This window comes from Promicromonospora sp. NPDC050262, assembly GCF_040655935.1.
GTDB lineage: Bacteria > Actinomycetota > Actinomycetes > Actinomycetales > Cellulomonadaceae > Promicromonospora.
On the sequence record NZ_JBFAKX010000007.1, the window covers coordinates 45080 to 70216 of the forward strand.

A 25137-nucleotide genomic window follows, 5' to 3' on the forward strand; every position below is an offset into this window, starting at 1 on the left:
CATCGCCCGGAGCAACCGCGCAGGTCAGGGGTTCGGTGGGTGAGGCCGACGGGATCAGCCCGCGGCGAGGCCTTCGACCGAGCTGAAGCAGACGAGCGGCACCGGCTCGGCGACGTCGCGGAGCGCGGCCGCGAGCGCCGCCTCCGGGTCGTCGGTCTCGCGCAGGTGGGCGTGCAGGCGGGGCATGACGCGGGCTGCGAGTTCGTCGGAGAGCTTGGCGACGGATGCGATGACGGCGCGTGCGCCCAGGCGCAGGAGCACCGACGTGAGGCCCAGGAGCTCGCCGCCGAGCACCTGGGACGAACCGCCCACCTCGCACGACGACAGGATGACCACCGAGCCGGGCAGCGGTGTGCCGTCGAGCTCGTGGGCGAACAGCGGGCCGTCTACGAGGTCGATGCTCGCGAAGAGGGGGTTGTCGGCGTCGTGCTGGCCGTGGGTGGCCAGGTGCACGACGTCGTGGGTGGCAAGGGCGGTGCGGACCTGCTCGGTGACGGCGTCCTTGCCGGTCAGCACGGTCGCGCCGGGCCACTGCTGCCCGACGGCGCGGGCCTCGGCCGCGCCGTGCCGCACACCGGGGCCGGCCGCGGCGAGCAGCTTGCGCTCACCTGTAGGCCGCGCGTGCGTGCGGCCGCGCGCGACGTACGAGTTCACGGAGGTGCGCAGCCCGCCCCGGGACGGGAGTGCCGCCCACGGCACGCTGAGCAGCGGCTCCCGGGCGACCACGTAGAGGTCGCCGTCGGCGTGCAGGGGTGCGAGCAGGACGGTGTCGAGCGCCTTGAGGTTGCGCGCCAGCGACGCCGTCGCAGCGGCGCGCAGGGGTGCCGGGATCAGGTCGTTGGCGGCCATGGCGAAGTCGGCGGAGAGGCGGCGGACCCGCTCGATCACGTCGTCGGCCGGGCCGATGTCGACGGTGGTGACGCCAGCGGCATCGACGCGGACGCAGCGCAGGACGTCGTCGATGACGAGGAAGCTCGCCACGACGGATCCGTTGCTACCCGCTGCCAGGACGCCGCGCACCTCGCGAGCGGTGGCCGGACGCTGCACGGCGCCCGCGTTGCCGGCGTGCCGCCAGGAGCGTTCCCGGACCTCACCCTGGATGCGACTCGCACGGCGGGTGAGCCGCTCGCGTTCCTTCGACTCCCCCGCACCGAGTTCTCGCGCCCTGGCCAGCAGTCCGCGTGCCTCGGTCAGGAGAGCCGCCGCCTCGGGATCGTCGGGCGGGGTGACTCGGCCCGCGCCGGCGAACGTCGCGCGGCCACGTTCCAGCGCGTCGAACAGCACCGCGGGCCTGCCGGTGCGCACCGCCGCCTCGACGTCCACGCGGGTCAGGTCGACGCCGTGCGCGGCGGCGGCCGTGACCGACTCGACCGAACCGAGCCTGCTGCGATGGTCGGCGAGCAACCCGAGGCCTGATCGGACGGCGCGCAGGCCTCTGGCGCGATCGTCGGTCGCGAACGCGAGCTCCGCCTGGACGGTGTAGTGCTGGACCCGCATGGTGAGCGGCGCACTGAACATGCCACGGGGTAGCTCGGCGAGCACGCCGCGGGCCGCGTCGAGGTCGCCCGCCAGGACGAGCCACCGGGCGGCGACCAGCCGGGCCGCATGTCCCGGGTGGTAGCCGAGCGTCGGGCCGGCGGCGTCGCCGGCCGCGGCGACGGTCATCGCCTCTCTGGCCCCGCGACGGGCAATCGCTCGTGACGGCCCGCCGGACAGCCGCACGGCCTCCGTGAGCGACGCCTCGAGCTCGAGGACCCGGGCCAGGGCGGCCATCGACCGTTGCCCGCCACGTTCGAACCGGCGACGCGCCTGGGCTGCCTGGGCACGCGCGTCGTCGAAGCGTAGGAGCCCCATCAAGGCCCTCGCTCTGAACCACTCCGACTCGGCGTGCTCGAGCCGGAGGACCGCGCGCGACAGCCTTACCGCGGCGGTGGCCAGCAGTTGTTCAGCCTCCGCCAGCAGTCCGCTCTCGAAGAGCACCTCGGCGCGTCCCAGTTCCGGGATGCCGTCGTCCCACTCCGGGTCGGCGTCCACGGCCCGTTCCATCGACTCCAGCGCGCCGGGCAGGTTGCCCAGGGTGTATCTGGCGTACCCGATGTTGTGCAACGCGAACGCAATGTACTGGGAGTGACCCAGCGCGGCCGCGTGCTCGTGAGCCGCCTCGTAGTCGCTCAGCGCGTCGGAGAAGTCCCCGAGCTCGCTGTAGACGGCCCCGCGATTGAGGAAGGTGGTGGCGAGGTCGCGGTGCCCCACAAGATCCGCGGCCCGCAGAGCTTGTGTCAGATTCCAGAGGGCCTGCTTCGGTTGCCCTGCTCGCGAGTAAAGGACCCCTCGCTGGACGAACACGAGGCTCGCCATCGAGGGGTCTGGGACCGCGCGCTCGATCTCCGCCGCTCGGTCACAGAGCGCGAGAGCATCGCCCAGGGACCCTGCCAGGGCATGGACAGGGTTCGACAGCCCCAGGAAGCTCCGCACCATCAATTCGGCCCATTGCGCCTGGTCCGCCGGTTCGAGCCCGTCGGGGTCGAATTCCTCCAGGTCCGCGAGGAGCACACGAAAATCCGCCTCCGCGGCTGACCACTTCGCGCGTGCGTGCAGATCCCGAGCGACGTCCAGACGCTCGAACAATCGCGTCCACGGGCTGGTGCGAGTGGTCGCCTCCACGCTTACCTCGTCATCGTCAGTGCGGGATCGGCAGTCCCGTCGCCTGGTGTGCAGCCTCCCATGCCGCGGCAACCCGATTGGTAGGACTCTCCGCGATACGGGCGTTCAGCAGGTGCTGGGCCAGCTCCCCCGCCAGGACAGGCGAGGAGAACGAGGTTCCGCTCCATGTCGCGAAACCTCCGGTGAAGTCGTCCGGGTCCACCGACTCGCGACCCCCAGCGGATACCTCCTGGGGCTCCAGCGCACCGTCGGCGGTCACCGGCATGGTGCTGTGCACGTTGGTGCCGGGACGCACGCTGGTCACCCACGGGCCGTCGTTGGCGAAGTCTGCGAGCGTGCCGTTCGGGTTAGCGGCGGTCACGACCAGCAGCGGCGTGTAGTCGGCGCGCAGGTCGGCAGGCTCCAGCGGCTCGGCACGGCCGTCGACCCGGCGCACATGGGGCGCCCAGGCCGCGGGGAACACCGGCTGCTCGCCGCCGTCATTGCCGGCGGACACGACGACGAGAACTCCGGCCCGCCGCAGGTCTCGCAGGGAACCGCGCAGCACGCCCTCGTAGTCGTCGTCGAGCAACTCCGGCTGGAAACCGAGGGCCAGCACCACGACGTCGACCGGGGTATAGCCCGGAACGCCCGAGAGCCCGCGCAGGTGGTACTCCAGAAGCCGCTCCAGCGAGCGGACGAGGTCCCACTCGCGAACTTCGCCGTCGGTGTACATGACGCGGACAGGCAGGATCGCGGCATCCGGGCACATCTGGTGCACCACCCCCGCGATGAAGGTCCCGTGTCCCACGTAGGGCGCGAGGTCGGTGGCCGGCTCATGACCCGACACGGGTTCGTCCTCGGTGAATGTACCGATCGGGCTCCCGTCGATCTGAGCGTCACGAATGACGACGTGCGAGCCGTCGAACCACGGATGAGCACCGATCCCGGTGTCGACCAGGGCGACCACAGGGCGCTGCACGCCGTCGGCCGAGACCCATGGCACGGGCCCGGCCGCAAGGACTCGCTTCGGCACCGGTCCGACGTGCAGAGACGGCTCCCGGTCCCCCGGAACGCCGACACCCGGCTTGGCACGATGCCCCTGCAGCACATGGTCCAGACCGATCCGCTTCCGGTCGCCCTCCCCAGCTCGCGAAGCGACGTCGTCCAGCAGGTCCCACACGTCCGCGTCCTCGGTACCGCCCGCGGCCACATGCAGCGCCACCCCCGTACGCGGCACCTCCGACCGCATGGGTGCCGGCGTGAGCTCCTCGGTCTCCAGCGACAGGCCCCGGTCGGCGGCGCGTTCACGGAGCAGTGCCAGCAGGCTGTCGTCCTCCCCCGGTGTGCCCCGCACGATCAGCCTGTCCGCCACGTAGCGTGTCGGCGCCAGCCGGACGTCCCGCCGGCAGTTCGCCTCGGCCGGATCAAGCTCCCGGACCGGCCGCCATCCTCCGGCATGGTCCCGTACGCGAAGTTCTTCGGGCATGGGCTCGCTCACGGCAGTACCTCTCCATTGACAACGATTGCTCGACAGACCCCGCCGCGCCCCTCGGCCGGATCACACACGGTGGTAGCTCAGTGGTTCAGCAGTTCACAGCTCGATGATCGGCGTGCTCACGGCCCCGCCGCCGCCGTCGGTCCGGCGGACCACCAGGCTCGCGCGGCCGCGCTCGACCGCGTCGAAGGAGAACCGGCCGTCCTCGTCGGACTCCGTGGAGACCACGTCGACACCCGGCCGGTGCAGCTCCACGTCCAGGCCGGCCGCCGGGGCGGCCCAGCCGTCGATGCGTACCCGTCCGCCGGCGGACGGGGACAGTGTGATCATCACCGTCAGCGAGTCGTGCGTGAAGGTGATGGTCTTCGCCTCGGCGGGCGCCGCGTCGTCGGCCCGGGCGGCCTGCGCGGCCCCGCGGACGCCGGCGAGCGGCGCGTCGAGGTAGACGGCCTCCATGAGCTCGGCCTCGAGCCCGGCCAGCGTCATCGCGAACAACGACCGCTCGACGAGCCCCTCCGGCACCGGGTCCACCGCGCCGACCGCGCGGGCGAGGCGGGTCAGCACGGCACCGTCCTCGGCGTCCAGCACGCCCTTCGGGTCGAACGAGAGGCGCCCCACGGCCTCGTCGTCCTGGTTGGGTTCCGGCGTCAGGTCCACGAGAAGTCCCCTTGCTCATCGAGGATGGTCCGCAGCTTCGCCAAGCAGCGGCCACGAGTAGAACCGATGGAACCCATCGGCATTCCGATCGCTGCCGAGATGTACCGGTAGTCCGGCCGGTCGGCGAGCGAGACCAGACGCAGCAGCTCCTGGCAGCGTCCGGGCAGTTTCTGCAGCGACGTCCAGAGGATGCGGTCGCGCTCGTCGCGCAGCACCTCGGCGTCGGGTGGTGGATCGTTGGCAGGGAGAGCCATCGGATGCTCGGGGCTGTCGTCCGGCAGCTCGGTACGGCGCTTCTCGTCGTCACGGTGCTTGCGCACCGCCTCCCAGGCAGCCCGCTTCGCGGTCACCAGGAGCCACTTCAGCACGGCCTTCGGCTCGGCGATGGTCTCGGCGTGCCGCACGAGGGCCACCCAGGTGCTCTGGACGACGTCGTCCGCTGCGTCGCGGTCGACTCCCTGCGCGCGGACCGTGTGCCACAGCAGCGGCGTCGCCTCGCGCACCAGGTCGCCGAGCGCCTGGCGGTTGCCGGCACGGTACTCGGTCAGCGCGATCGCTGCGCGATCGCCGAGCGTGAGACCGGACCCGTCGACGTCGGGCAGGGCCTCCCTTGATCCTGTCATTGCACCACGGGATTCTCTGCTGGCGGATGTTTCCACGTCACCTACCGGACGTGGAGCACTTGGACCAACCGAGTCTACGGCCGAGCTCGCGGATCCGGGGAGGTCGAAGATAGTGCCCACCAGGCACTCCCCTCTCTCCTCGGCTCACGTCGGCTTCCTGCCGCCCATCAGACAAGAGGCGCGAGGGCCCGGTTCGATACATGGTTCTGATGAAAATTCAAAAAGGCCCGCACCCCTTGCGGGATGCGGGCCTTCTTGCGCTCAGGAGAGCTCGGCTCAGGCCGAGAGCTCCTCCAGCAGCTTGGTGGTCTTGCTCTGGTCCAGCGGGATGCCGGGGCCCATCGTCGTGGTCATGGTCGCCTTGCTGATGTAGCGACCCTTCGACGACGACGGCTTGAGGCGCAGGACCTCGTCGAGCGCGGCGACGTAGTTCTCCAGCAGCTGAGCCTCCGAGAAGGAGGACTTGCCGATGATGAAGTGCAGGTTCGCGTGCTTGTCGACACGGAACTCGATCTTGCCGCCCTTGATGTCGGACACGGCCTTGGTGACGTCCATGGTCACGGTGCCGGTCTTCGGGTTCGGCATGAGGCCACGGGGACCGAGCACCTTACCGAGGCGACCGACCTTGCCCATCAGGTCCGGCGTGGCGACGGCCGCGTCGAAGTCGGTGTAGCCGGCGGCCACCTTCTCGATCAGCTCGTCGCCGCCGACCTCGTCGGCACCGGCCGCGCGGGCCTCCTCCGCCTTGGCGGCGTTGGCGAACACGATGACCTTGGCGGTCTTACCCGTGCCGTTCGGCAGGTTGACCGTGCCGCGGACCATCTGGTCCGCCTTGCGCGGGTCCACGCTCAGGCGGAACGCGACCTCGACGGTGGCGTCGTACTTGACCGTGGCGGTCTCCTTGGCGAGGCGGATGGCCTCGAGCGGCGAGTACAGGTTCTCGCTGTCGATCTTCTCCGCGGCGGCGAGGTACGCCTTGCTGCGCTTTGCCATTTTCTCTCCTTGTGGTCGTAGCGGACCGTGCGGCCCTGCCACTCGTGGTGGTTCGTCCGGGGCGGGAGCCCCGGGGGGATCACTCCGAGACGGTGATGCCCATGGAGCGGGCGGTGCCCGCGATGATCAGCGAAGCGGCGTCGAGGTCGTTCGCGTTCAGGTCGGGCAGCTTGGTCGTGGCGATCTCGCGGACCTGGTCCTTGGTGATCGAGGCGACCTTGACCGTGTGCGGCGTCGCGGAGCCCTTGGCCACACCGGCGGCCTTCTTGATGAGCTCGGCGGCCGGCGGGGTCTTGGTGATGAAGGTGAACGAGCGGTCCTCGTACACGGTGATCTCGACCGGGATGACGTTGCCGCGCTGCGACTCGGTCGCCGCGTTGTACGCCTTGCAGAACTCCATGATGTTCACGCCGTGCTGACCCAGCGCGGGGCCGATCGGCGGAGCCGGCGTCGCGGCGCCGGCCTGGATCTGCAGCTTGATGAGGCCGGAGACCTTCTTCTTCGGGGGCATGCGTTCACTACCTTCTGTTGGATGGGCCTACGCCGTGGGCGATGACCCGGTTGCAAGTGCTGGGGACGAACGAATCAGATCTTGGCGACCTGGTTGAACCCCAGCTCGACCGGGGTCTCCCGGCCGAAGATGGAGACGAGGACCTTGAGCTTCTGGGCCTCGACGTTGATCTCGGAGATCGAGGCGGGCAGCGTGTCGAACGGCCCGTCGGTCACGGTCACCGACTCGCCGACCTCGAAGTCCACGTGGACCGGCGCCTTGCCGCTGCTGGTCACCGTGCCACCGCCGGCGGCCTGCTGGCCGACCTGGGCGGGCTGCGGCAGCATCGACGGCGCGAGCATCGAGTAGATCTCGTCGAAGCTCAGCGGCACCGGCTGGTGCGTGTGCCCGACGAAACCCGTGACACCCGGCGTGTGGCGCACGGCGCCCCACGACTCGTCGGTCAGGTCCATGCGCACGAGGACGTAACCCGGGATGCGGACCCGGCTCACGATCTTCTTCTGCGCGTTCTTGATCTCGGCGACCTCTTCCATCGGAACCTCGACCTGGAAGATGTAGTCCTCCATGTTCAGGCTCTGGATGCGGTTCTCGAGGTTGGTCTTCACGCGCTTCTCGTACCCGGCGTACGAGTGGATGACGTACCAGTCGCCCAGCTGGCTGCGGAGAGTTCGCTTGAACTCCTCGACCTCGTCCACGATGACGTCGCCGTCGGCGTCAACGGGGCGCTCGTCGGCGGCGTCATCCTCGTCCGCGGGCTCGACGTCGGTCTCGGCCGGGGTCTCGGCGTCCGCAGGCACGTCAGCGTTCTCGGCGTCCAGGGGCGCGTCGACGGCCGTCTCGTCGCCGTCGGCCGGCGAGACGTTCTCCGTCTGGTCCAGAGAGTCCTGGGACACGAACGAACCTGCTTTCTCTTCGTGCGCCGGGGCTGCGCCCGGCACGGGTGTGCGTACTTCTACGAGCTGTGTCCGGCCATTGTCGCGCGAAAGTACCGCGAAGGGACAATCAGCGACGGGCGAGAACCGTCACAGCGAAGTACTGCGCAGCGTGCCCCATGAGCTCGTCCGGCGCACCCGGACCGACACGGACCCGCTTCCGGGACCGGTCGACGGCGGCGTCAGCCGCCGGATCCGCGAGGAAGGATCAGCCGAAGACCCAGCCCGCGAGCATGCCGAAGGCGTAGTCCAGGGCCACCACGAAGATCATGACGACGACCAGGAAGACGAGCACGACGGTCGTGTAGGTGATGAGCTCGGAGCGCGTCGGCGAGACGACCTTCTTGAGCTCGGCCACCACCTGGCGCACGAAGAGCGCGATTCGGGCGAAGATGTTGCCGCCGCCCTTGCTCGGACGCTCCGCGGCGCTCTGGATCACCTCGGTGTCGCTCACTGCTACCCCACTCCTGTGGCCCGGCGCGCCGGGCGGCGCGGACTGCCGTTCCAGGTCCACTCACGTGGGCCCGCTGCGCGCGGCCCCGCTGGGGTTCACGCTGGCAGGGTAGACAGGACTCGAACCTGCAACCTGCGGTTTTGGAGACCGCTGCGCTACCAATTGCGCCACTACCCTTTGTGTTCGATGCCTGATCTTGCCATACCACGAGCCCTGGAGAGGCGCACGGCATCAGGTGAGCATCGATCACCGAGGCACAACTGTACGGTACCCGGGGCCGTAGGTCGAACTCGTTCCGGACCGACCCTTGCAGGTCGCGGAAGGTCCCTTGTCCACCGGACGACGGACACGAGGTGCAGCCGAACGGGCGTCCCGTCACGAGGCTCCCACGGAGCATGCTCGAGGCATGCAGACATCCGGCTCCCAGGCCGTGCGGGTACGCGGTCTTCGCAAGCGGTACGGCAACGCCCGTACCGGGTTCAAGGACGCCGTCGCCGGCCTCGACCTCGACGTCGCCCACGGTGAGATCGTGGCGGTGCTCGGCCCCAACGGCGCGGGCAAGACCACCACCGTCGAGATCCTCGAGGGCTTCCGCGACCGGGACGACGGCGACGTCGCCGTGCTCGGCGAGGACCCCAAGGAGGCCGGGCGCGCGTGGCGCGCACGGATCGGCGTGGTCATGCAGGACTCCCGGGACCTGAGCGAGCTCACGGTCCTGGAGAAGGTCCGCTCCACCGCCGCCGCCTACCCGGACTCGCGCGACCCGGCTGAGGTGATCGCCGCCGTCGGGCTCGCGGAGAAGGCGAGATCCCGGACGCGCGGGCTCTCCGGCGGACAGCGACGACGGCTCGACGTGGCCCTCGGGATCGTGGGCCGCCCCGAGCTGCTCTTCCTGGACGAGCCCACCACCGGGTTCGATCCCGAGGCGCGCCGGTCCTTCTGGGACCTGGTGACCGGGCTGCGCGACGACGGCACCACGATCCTCCTGACCACCCACTACCTGGACGAGGCCGCGCAGCTCGCCGACCGCGTCATCGTCGTGCGCGACGGCGTCGTGGTGGCCGAGGGCACACCAGAGTCCCTGGGCGGGCCCGGGGCCCGCACGCCGGTCGTCGCGTGGGACGACGGCGGGACACGCCGCACCGAGCGCACGGACCGGCCCACCGCCGCCGTCGCCCGGCTGATCGCCGCGGCCGGACCCGACGGCGAGGTACCCGGTCTGTCCGTGACCCGTCCGACACTCGAGGACGTCTACCTTTCCCTGATCGGCGAGAACCCGACCGACACCGAGGAGGCGGCGTGATGAGCACGACTGCTGCGACGAGCACGACCACCGGTACCGCGTCGAGCGCGGTGCGGAGGTTGCCCGGCACGCTCCGGCTCGGCCTGGTGCGCGGCGGCGTGGAGCTGCTGCAGTTCGTCCGCGAGCGCGACTCGATGGTCTTCGGCTTCGCCTACCCGATCATCATGCTGGCGATCTTCTCCACCGTCTTCGGTGACGACGACCCGGCGGTCTCGAACGGTGTCAGCGTCAGCTTCGCGCAGTACTTCCTGCCCGGGATGATCGCGACCGGCGTCATGCTCTCGACGTACCAGACGCTCGCCATGTCGATCGCCGTCGAGCGCGACGACGGGACGCTCAAGCGGCTGCGCGCCACGCCCCTGCCCGCGACGTCGTACTTCCTGGGCAAGGTGTTCCTGTCGCTGGTCACCGTGCTCGCCCAGACCGCGCTGCTGCTCGCGGTCGCGGCACTCGCCTTCGACGTGCCCCTGCCGGACGACGTGGGGCACTGGATCACGTTCGCCTGGGTGTTCGTGCTCGGCACGGCGGCAGGGGCGGTGTGCGGCGTCGCCTACTCGTCGGTGCCCCGGTCCGGCCGGTCCGCGAGCGCCGTGGTGGTCACGCCGCTCCTGGTGCTGCAGTTCACCTCCGGGGTGTTCTTCCCCGTGACCCAGCTCCCGGGGTGGATGCTCGACCTGTCCTCGATCTTCCCGCTGAAGTGGATCGCTCAGGGCATGCGGTCGGTGTTCCTGCCGGAGGCGTTCGCGGCGGCGGAGCCGGCCGGGTCCTGGCAGCACGGCGCCACGGCTGCTGTACTGGCGGCATGGCTGGTGGTAGCGCTCGTGGTCGGCACCCGGACGTTCCGGTGGCGACGGCACGATGACGGCTGACGAAGGGCGCAGCGGAGGGTGGGGGCCGAGGAACGAGGCACCCGCCCGTAGCGGAGCACGAGGAAGCCGTCCTGAAGACCTGCCGGCTGACGAAGGGCGCAGCGAAGGGTGGGGGCCGAGGAACGAGGCACCCGCCCGCAGCGGAGCACGAGGAAGCCGTCCTGAAGACCTGCCGGCTGACGATGCGCGCGCCGTCGTCCTGAACGACGGGTGGGAGCAGCAGGTGCGCTGGTGGGACGCGGCGTTCGGCGTGATCGTCGCGCTGACCGCCGCCGCCCTGGTGCTGGAGGGCACGCGCGGGATGCCGCTCGTGGTCGCGCTCGGGGCGCTGGCCGCGATCGTGGTCGCGTACCTGCTGTGGGGTGCACGGGCCGCGCGGACCAGGGAGCGGCGGCTCGCCGTCGCCTACCTGGTGGTGCTGGTCCTGGGCACCGGGGTGGCGGTGTCGCAGGCGGGCATCGCGACGTTCCTGATGTTCATCGCGTTCGCGCAGGTGTGGATGCTGCTGGAGTCGATCCGGCAGGGCGTGATCGGCTGTGCCGTGCTCGCCGTCTCGGTGACGGTCGGCATCGTCGCCGCCTATGGCTTCGCACCCGGGGTGGTGCTCAGCGTGGTGCCGCAGATGCTGGTGACGCTGCTGTTCGCGGTCGCCCTGGGGCTCTGGTTCCACCTCGCGATGCGGCGCGCCGAGGAGCACGCCCGCCTGCTCGACGAGCTTCGCGCGGCGCAGGCGGAGCTGGCGCGGACCAACCACGAGGCGGGCGTCGTGGCCGAGCGCGAGCGGCTCGCCCGGGAGATCCACGACACGCTCGCCCAGGGCTTCACGAGCGTGGTCATGCAGGCGCAGGCCGCGACGGCAGCCCTCGACATCGGGGACGACGCCGCCGTGCGCGAGCGGCTGCACCTCGTCGAGGACACGGCCCGCGACAACCTGGCCGAGGCACGTGCCCTGGTGGCCGCCTTCGCGCCCGTGGCGCTGCAGGACGCTTCGCTCCCGCAGGCGCTGAGAAGGCTCACCGAGCGGTACGCCCTGGAGACGGAGCAGGTGGTGAGCTTCGAGGCCGACGGCGTCGGGCCGCTCCCGCCGGCCACCGAGGTGGTGCTGCTGCGGGCCGCCCAGGAGGCACTGACGAACGTGCGACGGCACGCGCGGGCAGTGGCCGTCGCCGTGCGCCTGGCGAGGGCCGAGGGGGCGGTGACCCTCACCGTGGCCGACGACGGGCGGGGCTTCGGCCCGGACGTCTCCGACGGGTTCGGGCTGGCGGGGATGCGTGACCGGGTGCGGTCGGCGGGCGGCACGCTGTCGGTGAGGTCCCAGGCCGGCGCGGGCACGACGTTGCAGGTCCGGGTGCCGGTCGAGGGTGCGGCAGAAACCGCCCCGCGCGACAGGGCCGGATCGGACGGCAAGGCAGGATCGGGCGACGGGACCAGGGTCGCGGAGCCCGCCCGCGACGGGACACAGGGGGTGGCGGGATGATCCGGGTGCTGGTGGTGGACGACCATCCGGTGGTGCGGTCGGGCCTGGCGGGCATGCTGACGGTCGAGGACGACCTCGAGGTGGTGGGTGAGGCCGCCGACGGGCAGGAGGCCGTGTCCCTGGCCGCCGAGCTCCGGCCCGACGTCGTGCTCATGGACCTGCGCATGCCCGTGCTGGACGGCGTCGCGGCGACCGCCGGGATCGTCGGCACGGGGCCGCGCGTGGTGGTGCTGACGACCTACGACACCGACGCCGACATCCTGCGGGCCGTCGAGGCCGGGGCGACCGGCTACCTGCTCAAGGACACACCCCGCGCGGTGCTCGTCGCGGGTGTGCGCGCCGCGGCCCGGGGCGAGACGGTGCTGGCGCCGAGCGTCGCGACACGCCTGGTCAGCTCGGTCCGCACGGCCGCCGAGCGGCCCTCCGCGCGGGAGGCCGAGGTGCTGGCGCTGGTGGCCCGCGGCCGGTCGAACTCGGAGGTCGGGCGCGAGCTGTCCATCACCGAGGCCACGGTCAAGACGCACCTGCTCCGCGCATTCGCCAAGCTGGGCGTCGCCGACCGGACGGCGGCCGTGACGGTGGCCCGGGAGCGCGGCTGGATCGCCTGACCTTTCGGCGACGGCGCGCGGTGCCTGCCGCTAGGTTGCCCGCATGAACAACTCGGGCGAAATCGACATCACGGCACGCGTCGAGGCGGCGGTCGCGTCGGCGATCTACGACGTGGCGCTGCCGATCGACACCATGGGCGTGACCTTCCACGACGGCGCGCTGGACGACGTCGCCGAGGCCTACCGGGCCGCGCCGGACGCCACCCTCGCGGCGGCGGACGCACGGTTCGCGGCGCACATGGCGACGGTCGCGGAGGCGAGCTCGGACGACGAGGCCGAGGGACCGATGCTCCGGGCGCGCGCCGCGATGGCCCTGAAGGAGCGTCTCAAGGAGCTGTGACGTGCGGCCCGGGTCGCGAGTTCGTCGCGACCCGGGCCGTCCGGTCCCCCGCCTGTCGACCTAGCCGGCCCAGCGCCTACCCGCTGAGCCCGGCCTACCGGCTACCGGCTACCGGCGGGCAGCGTGGTGTCGCCCTCCGCCTGACCGCCCGTCGGGTTGGTCGAGGGCTCGATCGGGGTGGTCGGCTCATCCGTGGGCTCGTCGGTCGGCTCATCCGTCGGCTCGTCCGTCGGCTCATCCGTCGGCTCGTCCGTCGGCTCGTCGGTGGGCTCGTCCGTCGGCGTGGGCGTCGGGGTCGGCGTCGGAGTCGGCGTGGGCGTCGGGGTCGGCGTCGGCGACGGGGTGGGCGTCGGGCTCGGAGTGAACTCCGGCAGCGGTGCCACCTCGTCCGTCTCGCTCGGCGTCGGCGACGGCCTGGGCGACCGCGACGGCTCATGGGTCGACGGGCTCTCGCTCGGCGTGACCGCGGGCGTCCCGTTGTTGCCCAGCATGTTCGCGATCACCAGGCCCGCGCCGCCGAACACGAGCAGCGCGAACACGATGATCGTGATCACGCGGCCACGGCCGGTGGTCATCTTCTGCCAGAAGGTGCGCTGTTCCTCCGGCGACTCCAGCGGCGGCGGCACCTGGGGCGGCACGGCGGCCGCCGCGGTGTCCGCGCCGAGGGCCGCGGCGGCACCGGCGGCCCCCACCGCACCGACCAGCGTGGTGCGGTCGCCACCCTCGGCCGCCTGGCCCAGCACCATCGTGCCGGACCCGGCGACCGGGTCGATCACCTCGGTGCCGCCGGCGCCCACACCGAGCTGCATGGTCTCGCCGCTGGTGCCCATGCGCCCCGCGGGGCCGCCGAGCAGGATCGTGACGGTCTCGCGCATCGACTCGGCGGTGGGGAACCGGCGGTTCGGGTCCTTGGCCATGGCCCGGGACACGAGGCGGTCCACGGATGCCGGGACGGCAGCGCGGCGCGCCGAGGCCGCGGGGACCGGCGCGTTCACGTGCGCCCGCAGGACGTCCTCCGCCTGCGCCCGCTCGAACGGGGCGTGGCCGGTCAGCGTGTAGTAGGCGAGCGCCCCGACGGCGTAGATGTCGCTCCGTGCGTCGAGCGGCTTGCCCCGGGCCTGCTCCGGCGACATGCCGATGACCGAGCCGGCCACCGTGGCGCCCTCGCCATCGCCGCCGGCGGGCCGGGTGAGCCCGAGGTCCAGCAGCCCGACGGCGAACGTGCCGTCCGGCCGCTTGTCGACCATCACGTTGCGCGGCGCGACGTCCCGGTGCACGAGACCCGCCGCGTGCACGGCGGCGAGCCCCTCCAGCAGGCCGTCGATGATGGCGAGCGCGTCGCGCCAGGGCAGGCCGCTGTCCCCGGCGTAGTCGGACAGGGAGATGCCCGGCACCCGGTTCATGACCGTCCACGGGACGCTCGCGCCCGCGACGTCCTCCTCGCCGGAGTCCAGCACCTTGACGACGCCCGGGTGGGTCACCAGCGCCGACGCGTCGACCTCGCGCTGGAGCGAGGCCCGCGCGTTCCGGTCGTCGACCAGGTGCGGGTGCAGCACCTTGACCACGAGGGGCCCGTCGAAGGGGTCGTCCTCGGGCTCCGCGGGCTCGGTGATCTCCGCCGTCGCGTCGGCATCGGCCCCGTCTCCGGGCTCGGCCGCGCCGTCGGAGGCTACGTCGGAGGCGGTGTCGGAGCCGGTGTCGGTGCCGCCGTCGTCCGCATCGGGCTCGGAGCCGGCACCGCCGTCGGCCGGCGCGCCGTCCGTGGCCTCGCCAGACCTCGCGTCCCGGGCGTCGCCCGGACCACCGGCGTCGCCCGCGCCGTCCACACCGTCCGCACCGTCGCCGGACGCGTCCGGCGCGGAGTCCTCGCCGTCACCCGGCACGGGCTCCGGGACCGCTACCCGCTGCGCGTCGTAGACCGTGAACGTCGCCCCAGTGCCGAGGACGTCGACGAGCTCGTACTTTCCGCCGAGGACGACGTGCACCGGGAGGTCTGCCGCGTCGGCCTCGGTCTCACCCGTGTTGTTCTCGTTCACTGGCTCACCGGTGTCCATGGTCGCGCATCAAGCAAATCAGTCATTTCGGCTATCTGGGGCATGTTCTTCTCAGGATACGTAGCGGAGCGCGCGCACACCAAAGATGGGCGGCGGGATGTGTGAGTAGTGCGGAGTATCACGATCGCGGCTGCCACCGGACCACTGCTTTGCCACACTACGCAGATGCGAGACCTCGCACTTCTTCCCAAGGCGCACCTCCACCTGCACTTCACCGGATCCATGCGGGTGCCGACGCTCGTCGACATGGCAGCCGCGTACAACGTCCGGCTGCCCGAGGCGCTCATCGACAACGGCCCCTTGCGCCTGCCCGCCACCGAGCGCGGCTGGTTCCGCTTCCAACGCCTGTACGACGCCGCCCGCGCGTGCGTGCGGTCCGAGGCCGACATGCGCCGCCTGGTCCACGAGGCGGCGGCCGACGACGCCGCCGAGGGCTCCGGCCGGCTCGAGATCCAGGTCGACCCCACGTCCTACGCACCCTTCGTCGGCGGCATCACACCGGCCGTCGAGATCGTCATCGACGCCGCCCGGGCCGCGAGCGCCGAGCACGGGATCGAGGTGGGCGTGATCATCGCGGCGTCGCGCATGAAGCATCCGCTCGACGCGCGCACGCTCGCCCGGCTGGCCGCCCGGTACGCGGGTGACGGTGTGGGCGAGGTCGTGGGCTTCGGGCTGTCGAACGACGAGCGGCGCGGCGACACGTCCCAGTTCGGGCCCGCGTTCGACATCGCGCGCCGGGCCGGGCTGGCGGCCGTGCCGCACGGCGGCGAGCTGCTCGGGCCGGACCACATCAGCGAGGTCCTGCGGGAGCTCGTCCCGGACCGGATCGGGCACGGCGTCCGGGCCGCCGAGGACGAGCGCGTCCTGGCGGAGATCGTGGACCGCGGCGTCGCGCTGGAGGTGAACCCCGGCTCGAACATCGGCCTGGGCGTGTACGGCGAGGCGGACGAGGTGCCGCTGCGCACCCTGGTGGACGCGGGCGCCGTCATCGCGCTCGGGGCCGACGACCCGCTGCTGTTCGGCTCGCGGCTCGTGGACCAGTACGAGATCGCGCGGGACGCGCACGGTTTCACGGACAGCGAGCTGGCGGCGCTGGCGAGCTCGTCGATCCGGGCCAGCCGGGCGTCGTCGTCGACCAAGGCGCGCCTGCTGGCCGACGTCGACGCGTGGCTGCTCGCGCCCGACCCCGCCGATACCCTGGATGTCCTCCCGACGGGCGGGTCAGTCACGATTGGGTGACGATCGACCGACCCAACCATCTTGATCCGACGTGCGTCGGTTACAGATACAGGACACTCACGAGGGGACGACGTCGTCTCGTGTGTGCGCTGCCGCGCCACCCCCAGCAGGCGCGGCCGAGGAGGAGTCACGATGCGGGTTGTGCACAGCAGGTCGAACCACGCGGGCAGGAGAGTCGTGGGCAAGAGGGTCATGAGCACGTTGGGCGTGATGGCGCTGACGGCGACCCTCCTCGCCGGCTGCGGTGACGACCGGGAGCCGCCGGCGGAGGCGGACCGGACGACGAGCTCGCCGAGCCCGTCCGCGTCCGAGGAGAGCTCCCCGAGCCCGGAGCCCAGCGCGAGCGCGCCGTCCGAGGAGCCGGAGCCGAGCGGGTCGCCGTCCGCGAGCGCCGGCGAGGGCACGGACGACTCCGGTGCGGGCGCCGACGACGGCTCGGACGACAGCGGCGCGGACGAGGGCAAGGGCGAGGACGGCAAGGGCAGCTCGCAGGACGAGGCCGACGGGGACAAGGGCGACGGCAAGGGCGGCAAGGGCGGCAAGGACGACGAGCCGGAGAAGCCCGACTACATCGAGTACGGCGAGGTCAGCGACCGCGTGGGCAAGCTGCAGCAGCGGCTGCGGGACCTCGGCTACTTCGTGACGTCGGTGGACAACGCGTACGGCGGCGAGACGCAGCAGGCCGTGTTCGCGCTGCAGAAGGCCGGGGGCCTGTACCGGGACGGCGTGGTCGGCGACGCCACGCTGGCCGCGGCGGACAAGGGCGTGGTGCCGCGGCCGCAGACGTCGTCGGGCAAGGTGCTGGAGATCGACATCGACCGGCAGCTCGTGCTGGCCGTCGAGAACGGCACGGTCGTCAAGGTGATCAACGCGTCGTCCGGCAACGGGGAGACGTACGAGGCCAAGGGCGCCACCTACACGGCGTACACGCCGCGCGGGTCGTTCGCGGTGTACCGCGAGGAGAACCGGATGTACGCGTCGCGGCTCGAGCTGGGCGACATGTGGCGGCCCAAGTTCTTCACCGGCGGCATCGCGGTGCACGGCTCGGCGTCGGTGCCGGCGTTCCCGGCGTCGCACGGCTGCGTGCGCGTGTCGAACAGCGCGATGGACTGGATTTGGGACAGCTGGGGCGCGCCGTCGGGCACCCCGGTCGTCGTCTACTGACCTGCTCCGACAGGTCAGGGGCTCAGGTCACCATGGTGACCTGAGCCCCTGACACGTGCGGACCGTTAGAGGGAGACGCCCACCAGGACGGTCTCCGGGACCAGGGTCACGCCGAACCGGTCGCGGACGCCGTCGCGGACCGCGCGGGCCAGGGCGATGACGTCCTCGGTCCGGGCGCCGCCGCGGTTGGTCATCGCGAGCGTGTGCTTGGTCGACAGCCTGGCCGGGCTGTGCTCCCCCGCCAGGCCGAAGCCCTTGGCGAAGCCGGCGTGCTCGATGAGCCAGGCCGCGCTCGTCTTGACGAGCGTGGGGTCGATCGCGCCGAGGCTCGGCCCGGTGGTCGTCTCCGGCGTCGCGGAGCGGACGGGGTAGCGCGGGGCGTCCTCGGGCAGGTGCTCCAGGTGCTCCACGGGGATCACGGGGTTGGTGAAGAACGAGCCCGAGTTCCAGCGGTCGTGGTCCGGCTCTCCGTCGAAGGACGGGCGGTCGAGGAGCATGCCCTTGCCGCCGCGCAGGCCGAGCACGGTCTCGCGGACGTCCTTCATGGGCGCGCGCTGGCCCACCTCGACGCCGAGACGGCGCGCCAGCTCCCCGTAGCCCACGGGCGCCGACAGCGTGCCGAGCCGGAACTGGAACTGGACGTTCAGCACCACGTAGCGCGGCGACGGGTACCAGGGCGCCCGCGGGTCGCCCTCGCCGCGGATGCCCTCGCGGCCCTCGCCGTGCATGGACTTCTTGAGCAGCGACGTGCGGTACCCGAAGCCCAGCTCGCCGACGGCGAAGGTGCGCACCCGGCGGTCGCCGCGGTCCCAGGTGCGGACCAACGAGACCACGCCCGAGAGCTCCTGGCCGTACGCGCCGATGTTCTGCACGGGGGCGGCGCCGACCGTCCCCGGGATGCCCGACAGGGACTCGACCCCGACCCAGCCCTCGTCGACGGCGCGCTCGACCAGCTCGTCCCAGTTCTGGCCGGCCGGCGCGCTGACCACGGCGCCGCCGCAGGTGTCGTCCGACTCGACGCTGATCCCGGTGCGGACGTCGCGCACCACGACGCCGCCGAAACCCTCGTCGGCCACCAGCAGGTTCGAGCCGCCACCCACGACGAGCAGCGGCACGCCGGCGTCGTCGGCGGCGCTCACCGCCTCGATCAGAGCGGCCTCATCCTCGGCCTCGACGTACGAGGCAGCCGGTCCACCCACTCGCAGAGTGGTGAGGTCGGCGAGGCTGGGGACCACCGCTTGTGCCTGGACGGTGTCTGCCGGGTATGGGCTCACCGTGCAAGCCTATCTACCCGCAGCGTGGGATTTGTGCACATCTTCGACATGGCGTGGGTGATGTCTGCCAATTCTGGAACCTTTTGGTGTCCGCAGACGTGTTCACTCCCTGGTTTCCGCGGCCTGGCCTGGGCAGACCCGCTGGCGTGATCCGCGCTACCTCTTCACACCCGCCGCCGTCGGCAGCGGCCGCACGGAGCGTGCCACGACCAGCCCGAGCACCATCGGGACCAGGAGCACGAGCACCGCCAGGCGATAGCCCGTCTCGTGGGCGACCAGCCCGATCAGCGGCGGACCCACGAAGAACGCGGTGTACGCGATGGTCGAGACCGCGGCCACCCGCATCGCGGCCCGGCGCGGTTCGTCGGACGCCGCGCTCATGCCCATCGGGAAGCCCATCGCCGCGCCGAGGCCCCACAGGCCCACGCCGACGAGCGCCAGCCACAGGACCGGGACCAGCGAGAACGTCAGCACACCCACGAACGCGAGCAGCGCGGAGAGCACGAGCACCGGGACACGGCCGTACCGGTCGATGGCGCGCGTCCCGGCCAGCCGGGCGGTCGTCATGGCGGTGAGGAAGACGGCCAGGCCCACCGCGCCCATGCCGTCGGACGTGTCGAAGCCGTCCACGACCGCGAGGCTCACCCAGTCGTTGGCCACGCCCTCCGTGAGGGCGGCACTGAGCACCACCAGGCCGATCGCCAGGGTGCGCGGCTCGCGCCAGGCGGCGAGCAGACCCGCGACGCCCGAGGGCGGCGGCGTCACCTCCGCGGGGTCGGCGCCGTCCGCGCTGACCGCCCCGGTCGCGCCGTCCGGCAGCGCCGCGGAGACGACCCTCGGCGAGAAGAAGCGGGTGGCGACCAGCACGGAGAGGAACGCGACGGCCCCCGCAGCCACGACGTGCCAGGCGACCGGGAGGCCCACGTTGGCCGCCAGGATGCCGAGGCCCGCGCCGATCACGGTGCCGAACGAGAAACCCGCGTGGAAGATCGGCATGACCGCGCGGCCGAGCCGCTGCTCGACCGCCGCGCCCTCCAGGTTCATCGCGGCGTCCCAGACCCCGGCGCCCACGCCGAACAGGATCAGGCCGCCCCGGACGGCGAGGTGCTGGTCCGTGGCGACGCCGTACCCGGCGACCGTGAGGCCGGCCACGAGCAGGCCGGCGAAGGTCAGGACGGTCCGCGCCGTACCGAACCGCTCCGCGACCAGGCCCGACAGCGGGATCGCGGCGACCGAGCCGATGGACCCCGTGAGCAGGAGGAAGCCCATCTCCTGCTCGGAGAAACCCAGCCCGTCCCGCACCGCGGGAAGGCGCGACGCCCAGCTCGCGAAGGCGAACCCACTGGCAGCGAAGACGACGAATACCGCGCGAGCGGCGGCGTGTGCAGTAGGCACGGAACTCCCTGGTGCGATTGAATCTCCCGACCGTAAGCCACAATCTGGGATCAGCCCAGCAGATTCCCGGGTCCTGCACCACCGGTGCCCGATGCGAGAGAAGGAACCGCGATGAACCGCCAGACCGTTGGCCGACCGACCCTCGCGAAGGTCGCCGAGCTGGCAGGTGTCTCCGTGTCCACCGCGTCGCTCGCCTTCTCCGGCGCCGGGCCGATCACGCCCGAGACCCGGGAGAAGGTGCTGGCCGCCGCCCGCGAGCTCGAGTACTCCGGACCCAACCCGCTGGGGCGGCAGCTCCGGTCGGGACGCTCCGGGATCGTGGGCGTGGTGATCGGCGACCAGCTCGGCCGGTCGTTCCGCGACCCGGTCTCCACGCAGGTGCTGCACGGCCTGGTCTCCGCGATCGGCGAGCAGGGGCTGGGCGTGCTGCTGGTGCCCGGGATGCCGCAGGGCGCCACCGCGCAGTCCGTGGGGCTCGCCGCCGAGGCCGGGCTGCCCCCCGCCGTCGACCCTCTGGTCGAGGCGGCCGCGATGGACGTGGCCGTGCTCGTGTGGGGAATCCTGGAGGGCGACCCCAACCTCGCGGCGCTCCAGCGCCGAGGCGTGCCGGTCGTGATCGGTGAGGGACACGAGGTACCCGGCGTGCCCGTGGTCGGCGTCGACGACCGCCGGGGCGCCGCCGAAGCGGTACGCCACCTCGTCGAGCTGGGGCACACGCGGATCGCGGAGATCGCGCTGCCGTTCGGGCGGGACGAGCGGTCAGGGCTCGTCGACGCCGAGCGGCTCGCCGCGGCGGAGCGCACGCCCACGCGGAACCGGCTGGCCGGGGTGCGCGACGTCATCGAGCCCGTCATGTCGTGGGAGACGCCCGCCTCGCTCGTGGAGCACGGGCGCGACGCCGCGACCGAGATCCTGTCCGAGTGGGCGCCGGCGCGGGACCGTCCGACGGCGATCATCGCCCACTCCGACCTGCTCGCGGCCGGCGCCGTCATCGCGGCACGCGAGCTCGGCCTGCGCGTCCCCGAGGACGTGTCCGTCGCCGGGTTCGACGGGCTGGACCTACCGTGGCTCTCCCCCGACGTGCTGACCAGCGTGCACCAGCCGCTCGTCGAGAAGGGCCGCGCGCTCGGCCTGGCCGTCATCGCGCTGCTGGCCGGCGAGGAGCCCGAGTCGGTGACGCTGCCGGTCAGCCTGGTCGAGGGCACGACGACGGGTCCCGTGCCCGACCTGGGCTGACACGCCCAGCCCCGGGTGACGCCTAAATTGCTTCTGTCCCGATCCTCGCTCTGATAGGGAGGGTCCACGGCCCGCTCACCGAGAGGGGGCCCGGAGGCATGGAGGCAGGGCTATGTCGAGACGAAGAGGACTGCGGACCACGGTGTTCGCACTGGCGGCGACGGGAGCGCTCGTGGTGCAGGCGGGGGTCACGGCGAGCGCCGTGCCGGTGGCGGGTGCGCCCGAGCCGGCGGCGTCGGACAACCAGATCACGCTGACCACCTGGGACGGGGTACGCGACTTCCACGCGGGCAAGGCCGCCAACCTGCGGCCGGGCGCCAAGGGCGGGCTCGTGCTGCGCGGCGCCGGCGAGACCGTCGAGTACACCGACCCGTTCGGCGACGGGACGCCCGTGAGCTACGAGACGGGCCGCTGGACCTCGCCGGTCGTCGAGACCGGGTACTCGATCGACGAGTCGGTGAGCTCGTGGAACGCGCACACCCCCACGGGAACCTGGGTCGAGGTCGAGTTCCGCGGCCGCAAGGCCGACGGGACCTGGACCAAGTGGTTCGTGATGGCGCGCTGGGCATCGGGCGACGAGTTCGCGCCCGACGACGGCACCGTGGGTGACATCCACCGCACGTCGGTGAACGGCCAGACCGACGCGGACGCGTACCTCTTCACGGACACGTACGTCGCGAAGTCCGGGCACGAGCCGGACGCGTTCCAGACCCGGGCCACGCTGTACCGCCCCGAGGGCACCCGGGTCTCCCCGCGGCTCGACTCCGTGAGCACCATGTCCAACGAGTACCTGCCCGACGCGCACTACACGGGCACCAGCGACTTCACGCTCGGCCGTGCGGTCGAGCTGGACGTGCCGCGGTTCAGCCAGAACATCCACCGCGGCGAGTACCCCGAGTTCGGGGGCGGCGGTCAGGTGTGGTGCTCGCCGACGTCGTCGTCGATGGTGCTGTACTACTACGGACGCGAGGTGCCGGACTCCGAGCTGGAGGGCATCGAGGCGCCGAACGGCGACCCGCAGGTCGACTACGCCGCGATGAACACCTGGGACTACACGTACGAGGGTGCCGGCAACTGGCCGTTCAACGCGGCCTACGCGAGCACGTTCGGCCTGGAGTCCTTCGTGACCCGGCTCCGCTCGCTGGCCGAGGCCGAGAAGTTCGTCGAGGCCGGCATCCCGCTGATCCTCTCCATCAGCTTCGAGGAGGCCGAGATGCCAGAGGCCGGCTACGGCACCAACGGGCACCTCGTCACCCTGATCGGGTTCACCGCCGACGGCGACCCGATCATCAACGACCCGAACAAGGCGAGCAACGAGGCTGTCCGCTCGGTGTACACGCGGGAGAACTTCGAGCGCGTGTGGCAGACGTCGACGGACGGCATCGCGTACGTCTACCACCCGAAGAACGTGCAGCTCCCCCGCAACCTCCCCGGCGTCACCCCGAACTGGTGACCCCGCTCCGCTGAGTGCGGGATGTTCGCCCTTCTGGCACACGAAAAAGGGCGAACATCCCGCACCCAGCGTTTTCAGTGGCGGGGGATCGAGCGGGGTTCCGAGGTGTACGACGCCGGCGTGTAGCCGTCCGCCGAGACCGTCACCTCGACCGTGAGCTCCGCGCCCCGGTCACGGCCGGTCACCAGGTAGCGGCTGCTGGTCGCCCGGCGGACCGGCTCGCCGTCGCGCAGCCACCGGTAGGCCACGTCGACGTCGTCCGGCAGGTATGTGCCCGGCTTCGCGGTCAGGACCCGCCCCACCGTGGCCCTGCCCTCGACCGACGGCCCGGACACGTCGGCGACCACCGGGTCGTGGAGCTCGACGTCGGCCGCGTTGACGAACACGTGCCGGTGGGCGAGCCACACCTGGTAGTAGACGTCGTCGCCGCGAACCACCGTGCGGTCGCCCGGTCCGGAGCCGTCGAAGGTGGCGGCCCGGTAGTAGTCGGCGGCCACGTCGTCGTCGGACACGGCGTACGTCTGGCCCACACCGACCGTGTACTCGATGGGCGTCACGGCCTGCACCGGCACGTCCGGGTAGGCCGCGTAGGCGGAGGCCTCCGGGTACGCCCGGCCGAAGACCGGCGCCGGGGCGTCACCCGCGACGGTGACGGTCTGCGCCGTCGCCGGCACCACCACCGGGCGGTCGGCCGGGTTGTGCAGCCAGACCAGGGAGCCGGCCCACCACACGCCGAGCCAGTCGCCCTCGACCTGGTCCACCACGAGCTTGTGCCCGGACTGCACGCGCGCGCTCACGTCGCTCGCGTACGTGGTGCCGTCCGCGCCGTCCGGCTTCCAGCCCGGGTCCTTCGCCAGCGGCGCCTCTGCCGACGGCGCCTGGTACAGGTACCGGAAGTTGGTGCCCGCGCCCTCGACGCACTCGCCCGAGCCCGGCGACGCCTGTTCGCAGCCCGTCACCACGTTCGGGTTCTCGGCGTAGCCCGTACGCACCTCCACGACGTCGCCCGGCTCGACGTCCGTCGTCGCCTCCAGGTCGCCGCCGATCGGTGCGCCGAGCAGCTCGAAGTAGTGGTCCCAGTCCCAGTACGGGCCCGGGTCCCAGTGCACGTTCTTGGTGTAGCCGGGCAGGATGCCCGGCACCTGGTCGTGCCCGATGACGTGCGCCCGGTCGAGCGGGACGTCGTGCTCCGCCGCGAGGTAGCGCACCAGCGCCGCCGACGACCGGTACATCGCCTCGGTGAACCAGGTGCCCGTGCCGGCCCAGCCCTCGTGCTCCAGGCCGATCGAGTGCATGTTCATGAACCAGTTGCCCGCGTGCCAGCCGACGTCGGCCGGGTCCAGGTGGTTGGCCAGGTGCCCGTCCTCGGAGCGCAGCGTGTAGTTCCAGGCCAGGTAGGTCGGGTCCTGCACCAGGTTCACCGACGGCTGGTAGGCGGTCTCCGTGTCGTGGATCAGGATGTAGTCGATCGACGGGCCGCCCGCGCCGGTGCGGTCGGCCTGGTCGTGGTTGCCGTAGTCGCCGGTGCCGTCCGGGAGGTCCGGCGATCCCTTCGCGTACGGGGCGGGGAGCCACTCGCAGCCGAGGTCGTCGGGGCAGTCCGCCTCGGGGTCGCTCGTGCTCGTGCTCCGGGGCACGACGGCGTCCGGGTTGCCCGTGAGGATCACCGCACCGTCCTGCGGCGTGGTGGTTCCCGCGCCGTCCCGGAGCGTGGCGTAGACGCCCGCCGCGAAGCCGTCGATGTCGCTCATCCGGGACACGGCGTCCTCCCAGACGGTCAGGCCGTCCGCTTGCGCGGTGGAGCCGTCGGCCGCTCCGCTGTCGGCCGCGCCGTCGCGCACGGCCTGAGCCTGGTATGACGCCAGAAGGGCCGCGCCGCCGCAGACGTTGGCCTGGGCGTCCGACCTCAGGGTGGCCTCGTCGAGGCCGGTCAGCGCGGCCGCGCGGGTGAGCTCGGGCGTGCCCTCGCGGGCCGGGCCCGTCTTGTCGTTGATCGCGGACAGCGGCAGGCCCTCGCCGTGCGCGTGCCCGAGGCCACCTCCGGCCGCCAGGTTGAACACGCCGTAGCCGCCGTCGGCGCTGGCCTGACCGGCGTGCTGGTCCCAGCGGGACTCCAGGTAGGACACGGCCTTGAGCAGGTCCTCGGGCACCCCCGTGACATCGGCCGCGGCGGTGAACGCCTCGTCGAGCGAGCCGGCGGTCAGCACGGGAGCGCAGGCGACCACCTCGTCGCCGGGCGCCGTCACCGTGGGAGCGGCCTGGGCCGCGGAGAGCGGGATGAGCGGAAAGAGCACCCCGGCCGCCGTGGCCAGGGCTGTGATACGTCGTCGTGACGTCACGCGGAGTTCCTCTCGTCGAGTCCGTAGAGCTCCGGACGAGAGAATCACACCCGATCAGGGTGTGCATGAGAAGGG

General features: G+C 72.0%; 21 protein-coding genes and 1 tRNA gene. 9 read left to right on the forward strand and 13 right to left on the reverse strand.

Annotated elements, in window-relative coordinates:
• Positions 1-54 precede the first annotated feature (54 nt).
• The 9 genes from AB0I29_RS12705 to AB0I29_RS12745 all read right to left on the reverse strand — a co-directional run bounded on the left by AB0I29_RS12705 (position 55) and on the right by AB0I29_RS12745 (position 8488).
• Positions 55-2253: a CHAT domain-containing protein gene (locus AB0I29_RS12705; RefSeq protein WP_357481908.1), complete on the reverse strand. Its 2199-nt coding sequence runs from the start codon at positions 2251-2253 to the stop codon at positions 55-57.
• Between the two features lie 427 nt (positions 2254-2680).
• Positions 2681-4144, reverse strand: a complete 1464-nt coding sequence (locus AB0I29_RS12710; RefSeq protein ID WP_285100971.1) for a S8/S53 family peptidase — start codon at positions 4142-4144, stop codon at positions 2681-2683.
• Between the two features lie 93 nt (positions 4145-4237).
• On the reverse strand, positions 4238-4798 hold the full coding sequence (locus AB0I29_RS12715) for a hypothetical protein (RefSeq protein ID WP_357481910.1): 561 nt from the start codon (positions 4796-4798) through the stop codon (positions 4238-4240).
• Complete coding sequence (locus tag AB0I29_RS12720; protein ID WP_285100967.1) at positions 4789-5421, reverse strand: sigma-70 family RNA polymerase sigma factor; 633 nt, start codon at positions 5419-5421, stop codon at positions 4789-4791. The genes AB0I29_RS12715 and AB0I29_RS12720 overlap by 10 nt, the downstream gene beginning before the upstream one ends.
• A gap of 276 nt (positions 5422-5697) precedes the next feature.
• Positions 5698-6414, reverse strand: coding sequence for a 50S ribosomal protein L1 (gene rplA, locus AB0I29_RS12725; protein ID WP_285100965.1), 717 nt, complete (start codon positions 6412-6414; stop codon positions 5698-5700).
• A 79-nt stretch (positions 6415-6493) separates the two neighbouring features.
• Positions 6494-6925, reverse strand: a complete 432-nt coding sequence (gene rplK / locus AB0I29_RS12730; RefSeq protein ID WP_020016098.1) for a 50S ribosomal protein L11 — start codon at positions 6923-6925, stop codon at positions 6494-6496.
• 74 nt (positions 6926-6999) lie between these two features.
• Positions 7000-7818 carry a transcription termination/antitermination protein NusG gene (gene nusG / locus AB0I29_RS12735; RefSeq protein WP_285100963.1) on the reverse strand — a complete coding sequence of 273 codons (819 nt, stop codon included), beginning with the start codon at positions 7816-7818 and terminating at the stop codon, positions 7000-7002.
• Positions 7819-8065: 247 nt separating this feature from the next.
• The gene (secE, locus tag AB0I29_RS12740) at positions 8066-8311 is read right to left on the reverse strand and encodes a preprotein translocase subunit SecE (protein ID WP_020016096.1); all 246 of its coding nucleotides are present in this window, start codon (positions 8309-8311) and stop codon (positions 8066-8068) included.
• A 101-nt stretch (positions 8312-8412) separates the two neighbouring features.
• Positions 8413-8488: transfer RNA gene (locus AB0I29_RS12745), tRNA-Trp, on the reverse strand.
• A gap of 229 nt (positions 8489-8717) precedes the next feature.
• Between AB0I29_RS12745 and AB0I29_RS12750 the strand changes: the two genes are divergently transcribed.
• From AB0I29_RS12750 to AB0I29_RS12770, 5 genes are all read left to right on the forward strand, one after another.
• A complete protein-coding gene (locus tag AB0I29_RS12750) occupies positions 8718-9614 on the forward strand; it encodes an ABC transporter ATP-binding protein (protein WP_285100961.1) in 897 nt (298 codons plus the stop codon).
• Entirely contained in the window at positions 9614-10483 is an 870-nt protein-coding gene (locus tag AB0I29_RS12755) for an ABC transporter permease (protein ID WP_357481914.1), read from the forward strand. Before AB0I29_RS12750 ends, AB0I29_RS12755 begins: the two co-directional genes overlap by 1 nt.
• Positions 10484-10706: 223 nt before the next feature.
• Positions 10707-11960: a sensor histidine kinase gene (locus AB0I29_RS12760; RefSeq protein WP_357481917.1), complete on the forward strand. Its 1254-nt coding sequence runs from the start codon at positions 10707-10709 to the stop codon at positions 11958-11960.
• Positions 11957-12568, forward strand: a complete 612-nt coding sequence (locus tag AB0I29_RS12765; RefSeq protein ID WP_285100955.1) for a response regulator transcription factor — start codon at positions 11957-11959, stop codon at positions 12566-12568. The genes AB0I29_RS12760 and AB0I29_RS12765 overlap by 4 nt, the downstream gene beginning before the upstream one ends.
• 43 nt (positions 12569-12611) lie before the next feature.
• Positions 12612-12908, forward strand: coding sequence for a hypothetical protein (locus AB0I29_RS12770; protein ID WP_285100953.1), 297 nt, complete (start codon positions 12612-12614; stop codon positions 12906-12908).
• Positions 12909-13009: 101 nt separating this feature from the next.
• On the opposite strand, the gene AB0I29_RS12775 is transcribed toward AB0I29_RS12770, so the two are convergent.
• Entirely contained in the window at positions 13010-14944 is a 1935-nt protein-coding gene (locus tag AB0I29_RS12775) for a serine/threonine-protein kinase (protein WP_357481921.1), read from the reverse strand.
• A gap of 183 nt (positions 14945-15127) precedes the next feature.
• On the opposite strand from AB0I29_RS12775, the gene AB0I29_RS12780 reads away from it, so the two are divergent.
• Both AB0I29_RS12780 and AB0I29_RS12785 read left to right on the forward strand, forming a co-directional pair.
• Positions 15128-16201 (forward strand): adenosine deaminase, encoded by a 1074-nt coding sequence (locus AB0I29_RS12780; RefSeq protein ID WP_357481924.1) that lies wholly within the window; start codon positions 15128-15130, stop codon positions 16199-16201.
• A 192-nt stretch (positions 16202-16393) separates the two neighbouring features.
• Positions 16394-17365 carry a L,D-transpeptidase family protein gene (locus AB0I29_RS12785; protein ID WP_357481926.1) on the forward strand — a complete coding sequence of 324 codons (972 nt, stop codon included), beginning with the start codon at positions 16394-16396 and terminating at the stop codon, positions 17363-17365.
• Positions 17366-17430: 65 nt separating this feature from the next.
• On the opposite strand, the gene AB0I29_RS12790 is transcribed toward AB0I29_RS12785, so the two are convergent.
• Both AB0I29_RS12790 and AB0I29_RS12795 read right to left on the reverse strand, forming a co-directional pair.
• Entirely contained in the window at positions 17431-18639 is a 1209-nt protein-coding gene (locus AB0I29_RS12790; RefSeq protein ID WP_285100945.1) for a UDP-N-acetylmuramate dehydrogenase, read from the reverse strand.
• A 156-nt stretch (positions 18640-18795) separates the two neighbouring features.
• A complete protein-coding gene (locus AB0I29_RS12795; protein WP_357481928.1) occupies positions 18796-20034 on the reverse strand; it encodes an MFS transporter in 1239 nt (412 codons plus the stop codon).
• A gap of 111 nt (positions 20035-20145) precedes the next feature.
• Between AB0I29_RS12795 and AB0I29_RS12800 the strand changes: the two genes are divergently transcribed.
• Together AB0I29_RS12800 and AB0I29_RS12805 are read left to right on the forward strand one after the other, a co-directional pair.
• Positions 20146-21270 carry a LacI family DNA-binding transcriptional regulator gene (locus AB0I29_RS12800; RefSeq protein ID WP_285100941.1) on the forward strand — a complete coding sequence of 375 codons (1125 nt, stop codon included), beginning with the start codon at positions 20146-20148 and terminating at the stop codon, positions 21268-21270.
• A gap of 112 nt (positions 21271-21382) precedes the next feature.
• A complete protein-coding gene (locus tag AB0I29_RS12805) occupies positions 21383-22723 on the forward strand; it encodes a C39 family peptidase (RefSeq protein WP_357481931.1) in 1341 nt (446 codons plus the stop codon).
• Positions 22724-22797: 74 nt separating this feature from the next.
• Here the strand turns inward: AB0I29_RS12805 and AB0I29_RS12810 are convergent, their stop codons facing one another.
• The gene (locus AB0I29_RS12810; protein WP_357481933.1) at positions 22798-25062 is read right to left on the reverse strand and encodes a peptidoglycan recognition family protein; all 2265 of its coding nucleotides are present in this window, start codon (positions 25060-25062) and stop codon (positions 22798-22800) included.
• Positions 25063-25137: the final 75 nt, after the last annotated feature.

Coding starts and splice junctions, on each gene's coding strand:
- AB0I29_RS12765 (WP_285100955.1), top strand. CDS start 11,957: ATGATCCGGGTGCTGGTGGTGGACGACCATCCGGTGGTGCGGTCGGGC.
- AB0I29_RS12755 (WP_357481914.1), top strand. CDS start 9,614: ATGAGCACGACTGCTGCGACGAGCACGACCACCGGTACCGCGTCGAGC.
- AB0I29_RS12780 (WP_357481924.1), top strand. CDS start 15,128: ATGCGAGACCTCGCACTTCTTCCCAAGGCGCACCTCCACCTGCACTTC.
- rplA (WP_285100965.1), bottom strand. CDS start 6,414: ATGGCAAAGCGCAGCAAGGCGTACCTCGCCGCCGCGGAGAAGATCGAC.
- AB0I29_RS12720 (WP_285100967.1), bottom strand. CDS start 5,421: ATGACAGGATCAAGGGAGGCCCTGCCCGACGTCGACGGGTCCGGTCTC.
- rplK (WP_020016098.1), bottom strand. CDS start 6,925: ATGCCCCCGAAGAAGAAGGTCTCCGGCCTCATCAAGCTGCAGATCCAG.
- AB0I29_RS12785 (WP_357481926.1), top strand. CDS start 16,394: ATGAGCACGTTGGGCGTGATGGCGCTGACGGCGACCCTCCTCGCCGGC.
- AB0I29_RS12800 (WP_285100941.1), top strand. CDS start 20,146: ATGAACCGCCAGACCGTTGGCCGACCGACCCTCGCGAAGGTCGCCGAG.
- AB0I29_RS12805 (WP_357481931.1), top strand. CDS start 21,383: ATGTCGAGACGAAGAGGACTGCGGACCACGGTGTTCGCACTGGCGGCG.
- AB0I29_RS12750 (WP_285100961.1), top strand. CDS start 8,718: ATGCAGACATCCGGCTCCCAGGCCGTGCGGGTACGCGGTCTTCGCAAG.
- AB0I29_RS12770 (WP_285100953.1), top strand. CDS start 12,612: ATGAACAACTCGGGCGAAATCGACATCACGGCACGCGTCGAGGCGGCG.